Origin of the sequence: Streptomyces sp. R41 (assembly GCF_041053055.1) — a bacterium.
Classification (GTDB): domain Bacteria; phylum Actinomycetota; class Actinomycetes; order Streptomycetales; family Streptomycetaceae; genus Streptomyces.
In genome coordinates this window covers 4,443,044-4,460,238 of the sequence record NZ_CP163443.1, presented here as the reverse complement: position 1 = coordinate 4,460,238, position 17,195 = coordinate 4,443,044, and the positions used below count along the sequence as shown (strand labels likewise).

Sequence of the window (17,195 nt, the reverse complement as noted above, 5' to 3'; positions counted from 1 at the left end):
ACGTGCCCGCGCTGGCCTATGCGCCTATTGACTAGTCCTATTCAAGAAGTCAGGATGTGAATATCTACTGCAACAGTCGCTGAACAGTCCGCTGGAGCAGTTCGCTGGAGCAGTCCGCAGAGCCGGAACAGTCCGCATAGGAGGCAGACCATGTCAGGACCCCGCCCCGTACGAGCGCCGCGCGGTACGGAACTGAGTGCCCTGGGATGGCAGCAGGAAGCCGCCCTGCGGATGCTGCAGAACAACCTCGACCCGGAGGTCGCCGAGCACCCCGACAAGCTCGTCGTCTACGGCGGCACCGGCAAGGCCGCCCGCGACTGGCGCTCCTTCGACGCCATGGTCCGCACGCTGCAGACCCTGAAGCAGGACGAGACGATGCTCGTCCAGTCCGGCCGCCCCGTCGGCGTCATGCAGACCCACGAGTGGGCTCCGCGCGTCCTCATCGCCAACTCCAACCTGGTCGGCGACTGGGCGAACTGGGAGGAGTTCCGGCGCCTTGAGCAGCTGGGTCTGACCATGTACGGCCAGATGACCGCCGGTTCCTGGATCTACATCGGTACCCAGGGCATCCTCCAGGGCACGTACGAGACCTTCGCCGCCGTCGCCGCGAAGAAGTTCAACGGCACCCTCGCGGGCACGATCACCCTGACCGCCGGTCTCGGTGGCATGGGCGGCGCCCAGCCGCTCGCCGTGACGATGAACGACGGCGTCGCGATCTGTATCGACGTCGACCCGCGCGCCATCGAGCGCCGCATCGAGCACCGCTACCTCGACGTCAAGGCAGACAACCTGCGGCACGCGCTGGAGCTGGCGGTCGAGGCGCGCGACGCCCGCAAGCCGCTCTCCATCGGCCTGCTCGGCAACGCGGCCGAGCTGCTCCCGCAGATGCTGGCCGAGGGCGCCCCCATCGACATCGTGACCGACCAGACCTCGGCCCACGACCCGCTGGCCTACCTCCCCATCGGCGTCGACTTCGACGACATGGCCGACGCGGCCGCCAAGGACCCGGCGGGCTTCACCACCCGTGCCCGCGAGTCCATGGCCACGCACGTCGAGGCCATGGTCGGCTTCATGGACGCCGGTGCCGAGGTCTTCGACTACGGCAACTCGATCCGCGGTGAGGCCCAGCTCGCCGGGTACGAGCGGGCGTTCGCCTTCCCCGGCTTCGTCCCCGCCTACATCCGCCCACTCTTCTGCGAGGGCAAGGGCCCCTTCCGCTGGGCGGCGCTGTCCGGTGAGGCCTCCGACATCGCCAAGACCGACAAGGCGATGCTCGACCTCTTCCCTGAGAACGAGTCCCTGCACCGCTGGATCAAGATGGCGGGTGAGCGCGTCCACTTCCAGGGCCTGCCCGCCCGTATCTGCTGGCTCGGCTACGGCGAGCGCGACAAGGCCGGTGAGCGCTTCAACGACATGGTGGCTTCCGGCGAGCTGGCGGCCCCCCTCGCCATCGGTCGCGACCACCTCGACTGCGGGTCCGTCGCCTCGCCGTACCGCGAGACGGAGGCCATGCTCGACGGGTCCGACGCGATCGCCGACTGGCCGCTGCTGAACGCCATGGTGAACGTGGCGTCGGGCGCGTCCTGGGTCTCCATCCACCACGGTGGTGGCGTCGGCATGGGCCGGTCCATCCACGCGGGGCAGGTCTCCGTCGCCGACGGGACCAAGCTCGCCGGCGAGAAGATCCGGCGTGTGCTGACGAACGACCCCGGCATGGGTGTCATCCGCCACGTCGACGCCGGATACGACATCGCCGAGTCGGTCGCCGATGAGCGCGGCGTGCGCGTGCCGATGCGTGAGGGTGGCGACGCGTGACCCAGCACGATTCCGCGCCTGCGGCGCGAGGCGGCAGCTCCCCGGTGGGGGCTGGTGCCTCGTCGCCGTCCGCGGGTGCGGCTGACGGCGGCCCACAGCCGTCAGCGGCGGCCGCCGGGCCCCGGCCCGGTGCCTCCTTTCACGACATGTGGCGCGAGCTGAAGCCCATCGGGCGGCACCCCGACTCCGGTGGGTACCGGCGCTTCGCCTGGACCGGGGCCGATGCCGAGTGCCGGGCGTGGTTTCGGGCGCAGGCCGAGGGGCGGGGGCTGACCTACGAGCTGGACCGGAACGGGAATCAGTGGGCCTGGCTGGGGGACCCCGCCGAGGGGGACGCCGTAGTCACCGGGTCTCATCTGGACTCCGTGCCGGACGGCGGGGCGTTCGACGGGCCCCTCGGGGTCGTGTCGTCCTTCGCCGCGCTGGACGAACTGCGCGCCCGCCATGTGAAGTTCACCCGGCCCCTCGCCATCGTGAACTTCGGTGACGAGGAGGGCGCCCGCTTCGGGCTGGCGTGCGTCGGGTCGCGGCTCGCGGCGGGGCAGCTCACCGTCGAGCAGGCGCACCGGCTGACGGACGCGGACGGGATTTCGCTGCCCCAGGCCATGGAGCGGGCCGGGTACGACCCCGGAACCATCGGGCCGGACCCCGAGCGGCTCGCCCGCATCGGCGCCTTCGTCGAGCTGCACGTCGAGCAGGGGCGTGCGCTCGACCTGAGCGGTGATCGTGTCGGTATCGCGAGCGCCATCTGGCCGCATGGGCGCTGGCGGTTCGACTTCCGTGGGGAGGCCAACCACGCCGGTACCACCCGGCTCGTGGACCGCCGAGACCCGATGCTGTCGTACGCCGAGACCGTGCTCGCCGCCCGCCGCGAGGCACAACTCGCCGGTGCCGTCGCCACCTTCGGCAAGATCGCCGTCGAGCCGAACGGCGTGAACGCCATCCCCTCCCTCGTACGGGGCTGGCTCGACTCCCGCGCCGCCGACCAGGCGACCCTCGACACGGTGGTCACCGGCGTGGAGAAGGCGGCCCGCGAGTACGCGGAGGCGCACGGCGTCGAACTCGACGTCGTCCGTGAGTCGTTCACCCCCGTCGTGGAGTTCGAGCACGCGCTGCGCGACGAGCTCGCCCGCATCCTGGGCAAGGACGTGGAAGGGGCCGCGGGACTCACGGTCCCCGTCCTGGGCACCGGTGCGGGACACGACGCCGGAATCCTCTCCGGCACCATCCCGACCGCCATGCTGTTCGTACGCAACCCCACGGGTGTCTCGCACTCCCCGGCCGAGTACGCCGCCGAGGACGACTGCGTGGCCGGGGTGACCGCACTCGCCGACGTACTCGAAGGGCTGGCCTGCAGGTGACGACGGAGACGTACTGGCTGGAGCACGCCTGGCTCGACACCCATGTCGAGCCGGGCGTGGCCCTGACTGTGTCGACAAGCGGCTCCGCCGAGGGGCAAGGCGGCCTGATCACCGCCGTCCGTACGGGCGTCGACACCCCGCCCCCCGGCGCCGAGATCCTCCGCGGACTCACCCTCCCCGGGCTCGCCAACGCCCACAGCCATGCCTTCCACCGTGCCCTGCGCGGCACCGTCCAGGTCGGCTCCGGCACCTTCTGGACGTGGCGCGAGATCATGTACTCCTTCGCGGACCGGCTGACCCCGGACACGTACCACGAGCTCGCCCGCGCGGTGTACGCGGAGATGGCGCTCGCGGGCGTCACGGCCGTCGGCGAGTTCCATTACGTCCACCATGCCCCGGGCGGCACCCCGTACGCCGACCCGAACGCGATGGGCGAGGCGCTCATCGCCGCCGCCGCCGAAGCCGGGATCCGCATCACCCTCCTCGACACCGCCTATCTGTCCTCCGGCTTCGGACAGCCGCCCAACCAGCACCAGCTGCGCTTCTCCGACGGCACGGCCGATGCCTGGGCGGAACGCTGTTCAGTTCTCAAGGACCGGGATCACGCACGGATCGGTGCGGCCATTCACTCCGTACGGGCCGTGCCCGCCGGGCAACTGGCGACAGTCGCGCGATGGGCCGAGGAGCGGCGGGCCCCGCTGCATGTGCACCTGTCCGAGCAGACGGCGGAGAACGACGCCTGCCGGGACACGCACGGCCGCACGCCCACCCGGCTGCTCGCCGACCACGGTGTCCTCGGCCCGCGCACCACCGGCGTCCACAACACGCACCTCACGGACGAGGACATCGCCCTGATCGGCGGCTCCAGGACGGGCACCTGCATGTGCCCCACCACCGAGCGCGATCTCGCCGACGGCATCGGACCCGCCGTCGCCCTCCAGCGAGCGGGCTCGCCCCTCTCCCTGGGCTCCGACAGCCACGCCGTCATCGACCTCCTCGAAGAGGCCCGCGCGATGGAGCTGAACGAGCGCTTGCGCACCCGCACCCGCGGCCACTGGACGGCGGCCGCCCTCCTGCGCGCCGCCTCCGCGGACGGCCACGCGGCCCTGGGCTGGGACGGCGCGGGCGTCCTGGAGGCTGGCGCGCTCGCCGACTTCACGACGATCGCCCTCGACTCGGTCAGGACAGCGGGACCGCTGCCGCGCCTCGGTGCCGAGACGGCCGTATTCGCCGCGACGGCGGCCGACGTACGCCACACGGTCGTGGGCGGCCGGCACGTCGTACGAGACGGCGCGCACACCCTCGTACCGGATGTGCCGACAGCCCTCGCGGACGCCATCGACGCCCTGCGCGCCTGAAGTCAACCCCCAGTCCCGCCACCCACGAGGACACCATGAGCAGCACGACCGTCATCACCAACATCGCCAGTCTGGTCACCAACGACCCCTCCCTCGGTGACGAGTCCCCCCTCGGTCTGATCCAGGACGCGGCCGTCGTCATCGACGGCGACCGCATCGCGTGGACCGGTGAATCAAGCAAAGCACCCGCCACTGACAATCGCGTCGACGCCGGTGGCCGCGCGGTGATCCCGGGCTTCGTCGACTCCCACTCGCACCTGGTCTTCGCGGGCGACCGCACCCAGGAGTTCAACGCCCGCATGTCGGGCCGCGGCTACACCGCGGGCGGCATCCGCACCACGGTCGCCGCGACCCGCGCCGCCGGCGACGAGGACCTGGAGCGCAACCTCACGCACTACCTCCGCGAGGCCCTGCGCCAGGGCACCACCACCTTCGAGACGAAGTCGGGCTACGGCCTCACCGTCGAGGACGAGGCACGGGCCCTGCGCATCGCGGCCGCGCACACGGACGAGGTCACCTTCCTCGGCGCGCACATCGTCCCGCCGGACTACGCCGACGACCCCGCCGCGTATGTGGCCCTGGTGACCGGCGAGATGCTCGACGCCTGTGCCCCGTACGCCCGTTGGGTCGACGTCTTCTGCGAGAAGGGCGCCTTCGACGGCGACCAGGCCCGCGCGATCCTCACGGCGGGCAAGGCCAAGGGCCTGCACCCGCGCGTCCACGCCAACCAGCTCTCGTACGGCCCCGGCGTCCAGCTCGCCGTCGAACTGGACGCGGCCAGCGCCGACCACTGCACCCACCTGACGGACGCGGACGTGGACGCGCTGGCCGGCGGCAACACCGTCGCGACGCTGCTCCCCGGCGCCGAGTTCTCCACCCGCGCCGAGTGGCCGGACGCCCGTCGCCTGCTCGACGCGGGTGTCACCGTCGCCCTCTCCACGGACTGCAACCCGGGTTCGTCCTTCACCTCGTCGGTCCCGTTCTGCATCGCGCTGGCGGTGCGGGACATGAGGATGACGCCCGACGAGGCCCTCTGGTCCGCCACGGCGGGCGGCGCGGCGGCTCTGCGCCGTGACGACATCGGCCGTCTGACGCCCGGCACCTACGCCGACCTGGCCTTCCTCGACGCCCCGAGCCATGTGCACCTGGCGTACCGGCCGGGCGTACCGCTCGTGTCGGAGGTCTGGCGGCGCGGGGCTCCCGTCGCATAGAGGCCGTGGCCCCGGTCACGCGGCGGCGGCACCGGCCCGCCACCGCTGGTCGTCCTGCCCCTGATCCGGGGACAGCACAAGACCGTCGCCGTACGGCGTGACGGCGTGGTCCGGGGCGATGCCCGGGCGGATCACGCCGTTGCCGTCCACCGTGAAGCGGAGGTTCATCCCGTTGCGGCCGTAGACCGATTGGCAGTCCCAGATGCCGACACCCCTGTCCGTGGAGCCGCGGCTGTCGAGGCAGAAGTCGGGGTCGGCGTACGACTGAAGGACGCCGCGGTCGGTGTCGACGCGCCACATCTGGGTGCGGGACGAGGTGCAACGGGCCGCGACGACGTCCGTGCCCTGGTCGATGTCGCCGTCGCGGATGTCCAGGCACAGGCCCGAGTCGTCGTTCACCACCTGGGCGAAGGTGCCGTTCGGGGGATGGGAGGCGGCGTGCGTGGGAGAGGGCTTGGGCGTCTTGGAAGGCGACTTCGAAGGCTTCGGAGTGGGCGTGGGCTTCGGCGACTTGGTGGTGTGCGTGGGGGACGGTGACGGGGACGGAGTCAGCGAAACCGTCGCGGTCACCGTCACCGGAGGCGGTGCCTGAGGAGTCCGTACCGAACCGGCCGTCTCCGTATGCTCCGATCCGCCCGACGTCAGCAGGAACAGCAGCAGCGGCGCCACCGCGACGCCGAGCGCGGCCGAGGCGAGGACGAGGCGCCGGGAGGGCAGCCAGGCCCAACCAGCCTGTGTCTTCGAGCGAGTTGGTGTCCCGCCCGCTCCACCCATCACGTACGCCGCCCCGCCCCACGGCAGCAGCCCGTCCGCCAGCGCCTCGCGCGGGGTGTCCCGCAGGGCGCCCAGCTCCTCGTATCCGGCGGCGCAGTGCGCGCAGTGCGCCATGTGGGCCTGCAAGTCGGCGCTGTAGCGCGGGTTCTCGGGGTGTGCGGCTTCCTCGATCAGCCGGCGGAAATCCTGGCAGCGGGGGTTGCCGGAGCGGGCGAGGCGGGTCTTGAGGCAGGCCTGGCGCAGCGTCTGGAACGCGGGCTCCTTGCCGTACGTCACGTCCGGGGGCGTGGCCCCGAGGAGCGTCGCGGTCCTGGCGTCGGGCTCCTCGTCGACGACGCCGTACCAGACGAGTCCCTGGACGCGGGTCGGCAGCGCCTGGAACGCGTCGAGCATCGGCGGCACGGGTCCGTCCGGGCCCGCCTCGCGGAGGTGGACGAGCAGACCGGGGTCGAGGCGGCTCCCGCGCTCGTCCACGGCCCAGGACGCGGCCACCCGCCCCGCCAGGAGCAGCAGCTGATGGCGCCAGGGCCCCCGGGGTTCGATACCGCGTGCCGTGTCGCGGGCCGCGAGGGCGAACGCCTGGGCCGTGAGCTGCCGGGCGGCGGACTCGCCCACCGTGCACAGACGGGCGTAGGAGAGGACCGCGGGCCGGTGGCGCAGGCGCAGTTCGCGCAGCGCCGGATACGCGGTCGCGGTCTCGGCGCGCAGCAGTTCGGTGAGCCGCGCGTCCGAGACGGTGGCGAACATGCCGCCGCCCTCGGCGCCGGCTTCGTACCCGCCCTCGTACCCGTCCCCGTCGTCCTCAGCGTCGGTCCGGCCGGCCCCAGCCATTCCCGTGCCTCCTCGCATCCCCGGTGCTCAGCCCGCCGTAGCCCTGACCTACCGGCGGGTATGGGGGGTGCCCATAGTGATGGAGGTGAACCTTTGGGGAAAGGGGTTCCCGTGGGTAACCCAGCCCGATGCCAAGCTGTAACTGCGCCCGGCGCCCTCTTACTTGGGGCACCGGGCGCACAGGACGACTGCGAGGCGTCAGTCCTCGATCGTCAGCCCCTTCCGCAGCCGCACCAACGTGCGCGACAGCAGCCGGGAGACATGCATCTGGGAGATGCCGAGTTCGTCGCCGATCTCGGACTGGGTCATATTGGCGACGAAGCGCAGCGAGAGGATCTGGCGGTCACGCGGCGGGAGTTCGGCTATCAGCGGCTTCAGGGACTCCACGTACTCGATGCCTTCGAGTCCGTGGTCCTCGTAGCCGATGCGGTCCGCGAGCGCGCCCTCGGAGTCGTCCTCCTCGGGCTGGGCGTCGAGCGAACTGGCCGTGTAGGCGTTCGAGGCGGCCATGCCCTCGACGACCTCGTCGTTGCTGAGGCCGAGGCGCTCCGCCAGCTCTCCCACCGTCGGAGCGCGATCGAGTTGCTGGGCGAGTTCGTCGCCCGCCTTGGCCAGGTCGAGACGGAGCTCCTGCAGCCTGCGCGGTACGCGTACCGACCACGAGGTGTCGCGGAAGAAGCGCTTGATCTCGCCGACGATGGTCGGCATCGCGAAGGTGGGGAACTCGACGCCGCGGCTCAGCTCGAAGCGGTCGATCGCCTTGATCAGGCCGATCGTGCCGACCTGGATGATGTCCTCCATCGGCTCGCTGCGGGAGCGGAAGCGGGAGGCGGCGAACTTGACCAGCGCGAGGTTGAGTTCGACGAGCGTGTTGCGGACGTACGAGTACTCGTGCGTGCCTTCTTCGAGGGACTCCAGCCGCTCGAAGAGTGTCTTGGACAGGGCCCGCGCGTCCACCGGTCCCACCTCGTCGTACGGGGGGATCTCCGGAAGTCCGGCGAGTCCGTCGAATCCGCTGGTTCCATCGGCGTCGTCGAGGTGCTCCGGGCGTTCCAGAGAGGGTGTCGACGTCGCCGTCTGGGTCTGCGATGCGTCGAGCCGGGGTGACATGATGTCCTCCATCGTTCTCGGCATATGGCCGCCGATGCCAATTCGTGCACTGCGGTGTGCGGCGCCTCCAAAGCCGGCCGTGTCGAATAGCTGTCTCTACTAGCCCTACCCGCTTTCGCGAGGTCGCCGCAAGTGCGTTTCGTTGCGAAATGTCCGCTTTCAGGGGGTTGTTCGGGTGTCAGGGAGTGTGAGGAAGGCGTAGTGTGCGAGTGCGTACATCAGCAGTCGCGACGCTCGGGAGAGAGACGGCATGGACCGCGGGACGGTCGGCAGCGCACAGTCGGGCCGGCTTCTTGTCGAGGTGCGGGAAGAGGGCTCAAGCGCCGTCGTGACCCCCGCGGGTGAGTTGGATCACTACACGGCCGATTTGTTGCGTGCGCCACTCGAGAGCTGCCTCGAAAAGGGGTACGCCCGCCTGGTCGTCGACTGCTCACGCCTCGAATTCTGTGATTCCACCGGGCTCAATGTGCTGCTCGGCGCCCGGCTGAAGGCCGAGGCCGCGGGGGGCGGGGTCCATCTGGCCGGGATGCAGCCGGTGGTGGCCCGGGTCTTCGAGATCACCGGGGCGGAGGCCGTCTTCACCGTCCACGAGACGCTCGACGCGGCCTTGGCCGACTGACCCGCCCGGCCCGACGACGTCGAAGTCATGACTCAGTTGCCCCTGTGTGATCGCCAGGTTACTTGCGTCACATCTTCTGTGCCGAATAAGTGGGTGTTCGGACGGTTCGGTCGGGCAGGAGACATCCTGAACACGTCGGCACCGCATATGTCGACAGCCCAAGCGGCGAACGCGCCGTTGATCCCTACGTACTGAGTACTGAGTCTTGAATCGTGAACCGGTGAATCGGTGAGGTGAAGCGCTGATGAGCACCACCCGGCCTTACTCGCCGGGCGACCGCGGCCCGGAGTCGGGCGACGGCGGCGCTTCCGGGGCGTCCGGAGACGGCGTGACGCCCGGAGACGGCGCGTCCCGGGGCGGCGTGACCGTCCCCTCCGCCGGTCGTCAGGCCCGCAGGCTGAGCTTCGACGGCGAGAGCGGCGTCGTGCCGCTCGCCCGCGACTTCGCCCGTCAGGCGCTGTACGCGTGGGGCTGGCTGCCCGCAGCGAGCGCCGACCGGCGGGCCGCCGCCGAGGATGTCCTGCTGGTCGTCTCCGAGCTCGTCACCAATGCCTGTCTGCACGCCGAGGGCCCGGACGAGCTCTGGATCGCCTGCGACAGCAAGGTGCTGCGCGTCGAGGTCTCCGACCGGGGCACCGGCCAGCCCGCCCCGCGCACCCCGCACCGCGCGGGACGCCCCGGCGGCCACGGGATGTTCATCGTGCAGCGGCTGTGTCTCGACTGGGGGGTCGTGCGGACTCCGGGGGTCGCGGGCAAGACCGTGTGGGCGGAGCTCGGGGCGCCCGCCTAACCGTCATCTGGGGTTACCCAGGGTTCGAACCCCTCTTCGTACGTCGCCGTATGCGCGCCGGATCTCCTCAGATCCGGCGCGCACTTTGTCTTCCCTCCACAAGACCCCGGGCGTACTTTGAGCGCCCAATCTGATGTGCCGTCAGTAAATTTCGGCGACGAGGGGACTTCGAGGTGTCGTACCGGACGTACCAGAAACGAACCGCCGCGCTCGCGTTCGCCGCGGCCCTGGCCGGCTCGGCGGTGCTGATGGCCGCCCCCGCCGCCCAGGCCGACGTGGTGGACGTCAACTACCAGTGCAAGACGCCGATCGGGGACAAGAGCGCCGTCTCACCGATCGACATCAAGAGCGTCAAGAGTGGCAGCGGCTACAAGCTCACCATGTCCTGGCAGAAGGGCGTCTCGTCCAGTCCGGTGGAGCTGGGCAAGGGCGCGATGAAGCCGAGCGCCGTGATCAAGCTGGGCGGCGCGGACAGCGGTTCGGTGCCCGTGAGCGGCCCGGCCAACGCCGCCGCGATCCCCGCCAACACCCCCATCAAAATCAGCGACTTGAGCGGTACGTACACGCCGAAGAAGACCGGCAAGGTCACCTTCACCGCAGGCGTGCTCACCATCAAGGCGCTCGGCACGACGACCACGTGCACGCCCTCGAACAACCCGAAGCCCTCGCTGACCCTCGATGTCACGGCCGCGAGCGGCGGTTCGGGATCGTCGAGTTCCGGCCAGACCCAGACCGGCTCCGACTCCGGCGGCGAGCTTCCGCAGACCGGCCCCGAGGACTCGGCGATCGCCCTCGGCACGCTCGGCGGCACGGTGCTGCTGGCGGGTGCGGCGGGCGTGCTGTGGCTGACGCGGAGGCATCAGGCGGTACGCCGCTGAAGTCTGCTGCGCCCACCCGCCTGTCGACCACCGCCCCTCAATGAGGCGCTGCGCGCCGCCCCTGTACATGGGAGCCGCTCGATGCCGTACGCACTCTCCGCTGCCCGCGTGCTGGGCCTGACCTTGGTGTTGTCGATCACGGTACCGGTGCCCCTGGCCCTGGCCGACGACGGCTGGTCCGTCGTGCCGTCCGCGAGTACAGCGGATACGGCGGACGGGCGGCCGTACGTCTACGCGGAGGGCGCGCCCGGCACGGTCCTGCAGGACGCCGTGTCGGTGCTCAACCCGGGCGCGAAGCCGCTCACCGTGCGGCTGCGCGGCGCGGACGCCGACAACACCAAGGGCGGCGGCTTCACCGTACGGAAGAGGTCGACGGACACGGGCGCGTGGATCGGCTTCGCGCGGGAGACGGACGGCCGCCGGACGGCGGTGCGCGAGCTGTCCGTACGGGTTCCCGCGCACACTCGCGCCGATGTGCCGTTCACCCTGAGCGTCCCGGCGGGCGCGGCGCCCGGGGACCACCCCGGTGCGATCGTCGCGAGCGGCGGTGGGCGGTCCTCGGCGGCCCGGGTCCAACTGCGGGTGAATGGACCGACGTTGTCGGCGCTCACCGTCGAGCACGTCGCCGTGCACGCCGACCGGATCTTGTACGAGCTGGTCAACCGAGGCACCACCGTCCTCACCCCGAGACTCGCGGTGCACGCCGACGGCGTCTTCGGCGAGCTCCTCGACCGCGCCCCGCGCACTCTGCCCCTCGAACTCCTGCCGGGCCGCCGCGTCACGCTCAGCGAGCCGTGGCCGGACACCCCGGCGCTGGACGCGGTCGACGTGCGGCTGACGGTGACGGCGGCGGGCGGGGCGCGCGACACGGCTTCCGCGTCGGCGCGCTTCGTGCCGTGGGGCGCGGTCGCCGGGGCCGGGTGCGGACTCGTGGCGGTGGTGGGTGCCTGGCTGGTCGTGCGGCGACACAGGCGTCGTGGGCCGGGCGGCGAGGCGCGTGAGGAAGAGCCGCGTACGGAAGTCGAGTTGACGGGAGCGGTGTCGTGAGCGTCAAGGTGCGGATGGCGGCGCTGGGGGCGGTGCTCGCGCTCGTCCTGGTCCCGCTGGCGGGGACGGCCGCTGTGTCCGCCGACGGGAAACCGAGTGTGAAGCTGTCCGAGTCCCAGGCGGGGACGGGTGGTTCGATCACGGTGACCGGCAGCGGATGGCGGCCCAAGACCTTGCTGATGATGCTGATCTGCGGGCAGTCCGTGCCGTCCCGGGGCGTGATCGGCGGCACCAACTCCTGTGCCAACGCCGACGGCCGGGCCGTCACCACCGACGCGAAGGGCAACTTCAGCAAGCGGCTGCCGGTCACCGAGCCGCCCAAGCCGTGTCCGTGCGTGGTGCACGTCGCCACGGTCACGGGGGAGAAGGCGGACGCCGACGCCATCTTCATGGTGGCCGGACACTCGGTCGAGCCGCTGCCGAAGGAGGAGAGCGGCGGCCGGCTCTCGGTGCTGACGGACACCCGGCTCGACGGGTCGAGCGGCCTGCTCACCTGGTTCGGCTCACCCCCCTCCCGCAAGCTCGTCTTCACCGTCGGCAACGTCGGCACCGCCCCCGTGAAGAACCCGGTCTTCCAGGTCGGCACCTCCCACGGGGTGTTCGCCCCGCAGTGGGAGGAACAGCAATGGCGCGGCACGATCGCGCCCGGCAGGAAGGCGCAGATCACACTCCCGGTCGAACTGTCCGCCGGTGCGCACGGCGACTACACCGTCTCCCTGAAGTACGGCGGAAAGGTGCTCGCCGAGCAGCCGTGGGGCGTGGGCCGCCCCTGGGGCGTGACCCTCTTCTGGATCCTGCTCTGCGTGGTCGTACCTGGGGCGGTGTTCCGCATCGGGATGGCCGTGGTGGACCGGGTGCGGCCGCGCAGGTCGAACGGGCGCGGGGGTCGGCACCGGGGTCTGCGCCTGCCCGAACTTTCCTTCCGCATACCGAAGTCGAGCCCGCCACCGGCCCCCGCGCCGGTGTCGTCGAAGACCTCCACGACCCCGGCCCTGCCGTGGTTCACGCCGGACAGCGATCCGGGCACCACGGCGAACGGTCAGCTCTCCGCACCGCAAGAGAACAGCCCGACGACGAAGGGAAATACGTGAGCACGCAACGGAGAGTGGTACCGACGGCCGGACGCAGAGTGAGCGCGGCCGGGGTCGCGCTGATGCTCGGCGGCGCGGGCATCCTGCTGGGTGTGGCCGCGGCCCCGGCGCAGGCCGCCGAGGTGGCGTACAAGACGGAGTGCGTTCCGCCCTCGATCTCCGGGCTCCCCCCGGTCGAGGGCACGACGAAGGTGGAGATCACCGCGCCGGCCGAGGCGAAGGTGGGCGACGAGGTCACCATCACCTGGAAGTTCGTCCAGGCGGCGTCCAAGAATCCCGACGTCATCGACCTGGAGAAGGACACGGTCAAGCCGACGGGCACGCTGAAGGCGGGCGGTGCGCAGACGGCGGACATCGCCATGGAGGGGCCCCGGTCGAACCCGGCGATCCCCAAGAACAGCGACATGAAGCTGTCCGACATGACGGGCAAGCTGAAGCTGACGGCGGCGGGTGACGTCACGCTGACCCCGGACGCGTACAACATCAACGTCAGCAAACCGGTGTCCACCGACACGAAGTGCACTCCCAAGGAGACGGTGCAGTCCGCGGCGACGATCAAGGTGACGGGGAGCGGAGGGAGTTCGGGCGGTACGACGGGCGGACTTCCGACGGGGACACCGACCCTGCCGACGGGGCTGCCCACGCTGCCGACGGAGCTGCCCACCGGCTCCGGGACGCCTTCGCCGAGCGCGAGCGACACCGGGGGCACCGGCGGAAGCGACACGGGCGGCGGCTCCAGCGGAGGGGACAGCGGCGGTCAGACGGACTTCACCGGCAAGGAAGTCTCCATCCCCTACGAGTGCAAGACGCCCATCGGCGACAAGAGCGCCACGTCCCCCGTGCAGATCAACGCCAAGAAGAACGGCGGGAGTTTCGACCTCACCGTCCAGTTCAAGAAGTCCGTCATGGACAGCCCGGCCGACATCCCCGCGGACTCGGTCAAGCCGTCGATGGAGGTCGTGCTGGGCGGCTCCGACAAGGGCACGGTCCATGTCGAGGGCCCGACCAACGCCAAGGAGATCAAGTCGGGCGACCCGATCGAGATCCCCGACCTCACGGGCACCTACAAGCCCGGCGCGAGCGGCAGTTCGACCCTCTCCCCGGGCGTCCTGACCGTGAAGGCCCTGGGCACGACCACGACGTGCACCCCGTCCAAGACGGAGGTCTCCCTGACCCTGGACACCACGGAACAGGCGAGCGGCGCGTCGGGGGGCGGCTCCTCCGGCTCGGGCGGTACGTCGTCCAGCGGGGGTCTCGCGGAGACGGGCTCCGACAGCCATGGGGCGCTGAAGGCCCTCGGGCTGGTCGCGGGGACCGTGATCCTGCTCGGCGGAGCGGTCTTCACGTTCCTACCGGGGCGGCGCCTGCGCTGAACTCGCTCGGGGGTTTCTTCGCCCCCTCCGCCCCTGCCCGTGGGCGCTTGTCGCGCAGTTCCCCGCGCCCCTTCTCAGGGGCGCGGGGAACTGCGCGATCTTTTAGGGGGGGTCTGGGGGCGCAGCCCCCGGGGGACGGGAACGGGCAGGGGCGGAGGGGGCGAAACAAACCCCACCCCAGCCGCCGAAGGGCCCCGCACCGAGTGGTGCGGGGCCCTTCGTATGGACAAGCGCTACGCGTACGTCAGTGGACGTCGCCCATGAGCTGCTTGACCTTCTTGCGGTACATCCACACCGCGACACCGGCGACCACGGCGAGCGTGGCCTCCAGAGCGACGATGCCCGTCTTGTTGAGGTCGACCTCGGCGATGGAGAGCAGACCGGTCGTGGCGTCACCGGCGGTGACGGCCAGGAACCAGACACCCATCATCTGGGAGGCGTACTTCGCGGGGGCCATCTTCGTGGTGACGGAGAGGCCGACCGGAGAGAGCGTCAGCTCACCGACGGTCTGCACGAAGTAGATGGCGACCAGCCACATCGCGGCGGCCTTGTGGCCGTCCTGGGCGATCGTCAGCGGAGCGAGGAAGAGGAAGAAGGACGCGCCGATCAGGATCAGACCCGACGCGAACTTCGTGGCCGTGCTCGGCTCCTTGCCGCGCTTGTTGAGCGCCAGCCACGCCCAGGCGAAGACCGGGGCGAGCGCCATGATCATGACCGGGTTGACGGACTGGTACCAGGAGACCGGGAACTCCCAGCCGAAGATGGTGTTCTCGGCGGACGAGTCGGCGAAGATCGACATCGTCGAGCCGCCCTGGTCGTAGATCATCCAGAAGACGGCCGCGGCGACGAAGAACCAGATGTACGCGGACATCTTCGACTGGTCGGCGCGGTCCAGGTCCTTGTCCCGCTTGATGCGGCCGATGACCATGATCGGGATGATCAGACCGGCGAGCGTGATCGGGACCAGCAGCCAGTTCAGCGTGTAGTGACCGGAGAAGCCGACGATCGCGTAGAAGACGACGGCGACGGCGGCCCACATCGCGGACTTGCGCAGCGTCGCGGCCTTCTCCTCGGCGGACAGCGGCGTGGGGACCTCGTGCGAGCGGGCGCTGAGGTGACGGCCGCCGAGCAGGTACTGGGCGAGGCCGAGGGCCATGCCGAGCGCGGCGAGCGCGAAGCCCAGGTGCCAGTTCACGTTCTCACCGACGGTGCCGATGATCAGCGGCGCGGCGAAGGCACCCAGGTTGATGCCGATGTAGAAGAGCGTGAAGCCACCGTCACGGCGCGGGTCGTCCGGGCCGTCGTAGAGGTGGCCGACCATCGTGGAGATGTTGGCCTTCAGCAGACCGGAACCGATCGCGACGAGACCGAGGCCGCCGTAGAAGGTGCCGGACGAGGGCAGAGCCAGCGTGAGGTGGCCCAGCATGATGATCAGACCCGCGACGGCGACCGTCTTGCGGGGGCCGAGAACACGGTCGGCGAACCAGCCGCCCGGCAGGGCGAGCAGGTAGACGAGCGAGAGGTACACCGAGTAGATCGCGGTCGCGGAGGCCGCGCTCAGGTGCAGGCCGCCCGGTGCCACCAGGTACAGCGGGAGCAGTGCCTTCATGCCGTAGTAGGAGAATCGCTCCCACATCTCGGTCATGAAGAGAGTGGCCAGTCCGCGGGGGTGGCCGAAGAAGGTCTTCTCGGAACCGGAGGTACCCGTTGGGGCCGGGGGAACCGAGTCCTTCGTCAGGCTGGACGCCATGGTCGTTCCTTGCTGCTCGGGACGCGCTGAAAGAGGGGGTTGCGCGCCCGGTGGGGGCGGCCGGCACCGGCGGATTCGACGTCCACCCCCACGCCCACGGGGAGGTCCGCTCCGGATCGCGAAGCGGCGGACGGCGACCACCGGGATCCACGCCCTTCACGCGTCAGCGCGCTCGGGCCCGGCCACAGGTCATTCCTTTCAAGGCTGGCGAACACCAGCCCGCACACAAAAGAGACCTTCAGCATCAAACTCTCGCCAAAGGTCCCCGTGTGGTGCTACAGGCGTCTGGTCACCATACGACATGCCAATGCCGCATATGGAAGGACTTGAGACATGGATCACAGGCGATCATGGAACCGCGGACACCCATTCGAAGGTGCTCACCAGGATCGCATCCCACAGCCGCAGGTAAGAATCACACTGGTGGCGGGTGTGAATCACGGAGGCCGATCACCCCACAGCTGTCGTCCGTGGCGGACTACCATCACCCCATGACCCGTGTACTGCTCGCCGAGGACGACGCGTCCATCTCGGAGCCGCTGGCCCGCGCACTGCGCCGGGAAGGTTACGAGGTCGAGGTGCGCGAGGACGGACCCACCGCGCTCGACGCCGGAATGCAGGGCGGCGTCGACCTGGTCGTTCTGGACCTGGGCCTGCCCGGCATGGACGGCCTGGAAGTGGCCCGCCGGCTGCGCGCCGAGGGCCACACCGTCCCGATCCTCATCCTGACCGCGCGCGCCGACGAGGTGGACACCGTCGTCGGTCTCGACGCGGGCGCCGACGACTACGTCACCAAGCCGTTCCGGCTCGCCGAACTCCTCGCCCGGGTACGGGCGCTGCTGCGGCGCGGCGCCGCCGAGCCGCAGCAGCCGCCCGCCACGCACGGGGTGCGCATCGACGTCGAGTCGCACCGCGCGTGGATGGGCGACGAGGAACTCCAGCTCACGGCCAAGGAGTTCGACCTGCTGAGGGTCCTCGTCCGTGACGCCGGACGCGTCGTCACCCGTGACCAGCTCATGCGCGAGGTCTGGGACACCACGTGGTGGTCGTCCACCAAGACCCTCGACATGCACATCTCCTGGCTCCGCAAGAAGCTGGGCGACGACGCGGCGAATCCTCGATACATCGCGACGGTACGGGGTGTGGGCTTCCGCTTCGAGAAGAGCTGAGCCGGCCGGGGCTGATCT

The 17,195-nt window shown here is 70.5% G+C and carries 14 protein-coding genes; 11 read left to right on the top strand and 3 right to left on the bottom strand.

Annotated elements, in window-relative coordinates; all coding sequences use genetic code 11:
• The first annotated feature begins 150 nt into the window (after positions 1-150).
• The 4 genes from hutU to hutI all read left to right on the top strand — a co-directional run bounded on the left by hutU (position 151) and on the right by hutI (position 5,745).
• A complete protein-coding gene (hutU, locus tag AB5J53_RS20415) occupies positions 151-1,815 on the top strand; it encodes a urocanate hydratase (RefSeq protein ID WP_369247092.1) in 1,665 nt (554 codons plus the stop codon).
• Positions 1,816-1,961: 146 nt separating this feature from the next.
• Complete coding sequence (locus AB5J53_RS20410; protein ID WP_369247091.1) at positions 1,962-3,176, top strand: allantoate amidohydrolase; 1,215 nt, start codon at positions 1,962-1,964, stop codon at positions 3,174-3,176.
• Entirely contained in the window at positions 3,173-4,534 is a 1,362-nt protein-coding gene (locus AB5J53_RS20405) for a formimidoylglutamate deiminase (RefSeq protein ID WP_369247090.1), read from the top strand. The genes AB5J53_RS20410 and AB5J53_RS20405 overlap by 4 nt, the downstream gene beginning before the upstream one ends.
• A 35-nt stretch (positions 4,535-4,569) precedes the next feature.
• The gene (gene hutI / locus AB5J53_RS20400) at positions 4,570-5,745 is read left to right on the top strand and encodes an imidazolonepropionase (RefSeq protein WP_369247089.1); all 1,176 of its coding nucleotides are present in this window, start codon (positions 4,570-4,572) and stop codon (positions 5,743-5,745) included.
• A 15-nt stretch (positions 5,746-5,760) separates the two neighbouring features.
• On the opposite strand, the gene AB5J53_RS20395 is transcribed toward hutI, so the two are convergent.
• Positions 5,761-7,266 carry a ricin-type beta-trefoil lectin domain protein gene (locus AB5J53_RS20395; protein ID WP_369252354.1) on the bottom strand — a complete coding sequence of 502 codons (1,506 nt, stop codon included), beginning with the start codon at positions 7,264-7,266 and terminating at the stop codon, positions 5,761-5,763.
• Positions 7,267-7,548: 282 nt separating this feature from the next.
• The gene (locus AB5J53_RS20390; RefSeq protein WP_369247088.1) at positions 7,549-8,460 is read right to left on the bottom strand and encodes an RNA polymerase sigma factor SigF; all 912 of its coding nucleotides are present in this window, start codon (positions 8,458-8,460) and stop codon (positions 7,549-7,551) included.
• Positions 8,461-8,710: 250 nt separating this feature from the next.
• On the opposite strand from AB5J53_RS20390, the gene AB5J53_RS20385 reads away from it, so the two are divergent.
• The 6 genes from AB5J53_RS20385 (at position 8,711) to AB5J53_RS20360 (ending at position 14,258) form a co-directional block, all read left to right on the top strand.
• Positions 8,711-9,079, top strand: a complete 369-nt coding sequence (locus tag AB5J53_RS20385) for an STAS domain-containing protein (protein ID WP_369247087.1) — start codon at positions 8,711-8,713, stop codon at positions 9,077-9,079.
• A 244-nt stretch (positions 9,080-9,323) separates the two neighbouring features.
• Positions 9,324-9,869, top strand: coding sequence for an ATP-binding protein (locus AB5J53_RS20380; protein WP_369247086.1), 546 nt, complete (start codon positions 9,324-9,326; stop codon positions 9,867-9,869).
• 173 nt (positions 9,870-10,042) lie between these two features.
• A complete protein-coding gene (locus AB5J53_RS20375) occupies positions 10,043-10,747 on the top strand; it encodes an LPXTG cell wall anchor domain-containing protein (protein WP_369247085.1) in 705 nt (234 codons plus the stop codon).
• 81 nt (positions 10,748-10,828) lie between these two features.
• Positions 10,829-11,794 carry a hypothetical protein gene (locus tag AB5J53_RS20370; RefSeq protein WP_369247084.1) on the top strand — a complete coding sequence of 322 codons (966 nt, stop codon included), beginning with the start codon at positions 10,829-10,831 and terminating at the stop codon, positions 11,792-11,794.
• Positions 11,791-12,885, top strand: a complete 1,095-nt coding sequence (locus AB5J53_RS20365) for a hypothetical protein (RefSeq protein WP_369247083.1) — start codon at positions 11,791-11,793, stop codon at positions 12,883-12,885. The genes AB5J53_RS20370 and AB5J53_RS20365 overlap by 4 nt, the downstream gene beginning before the upstream one ends.
• A 62-nt stretch (positions 12,886-12,947) precedes the next feature.
• On the top strand, positions 12,948-14,258 hold the full coding sequence (locus AB5J53_RS20360) for a hypothetical protein (RefSeq protein WP_369252352.1): 1,311 nt from the start codon (positions 12,948-12,950) through the stop codon (positions 14,256-14,258).
• 244 nt (positions 14,259-14,502) lie between these two features.
• Here AB5J53_RS20360 and AB5J53_RS20355 read toward each other — a convergent pair whose 3' ends face one another.
• On the bottom strand, positions 14,503-16,008 hold the full coding sequence (locus tag AB5J53_RS20355) for an oligopeptide:H+ symporter (protein WP_369247082.1): 1,506 nt from the start codon (positions 16,006-16,008) through the stop codon (positions 14,503-14,505).
• Positions 16,009-16,499: 491 nt separating this feature from the next.
• Here AB5J53_RS20355 and AB5J53_RS20350 point away from each other — a divergent pair, with 491 nt between their 5' ends.
• A complete protein-coding gene (locus tag AB5J53_RS20350; protein ID WP_018566970.1) occupies positions 16,500-17,177 on the top strand; it encodes a response regulator transcription factor in 678 nt (225 codons plus the stop codon).
• Positions 17,178-17,195 lie beyond the last annotated feature (18 nt).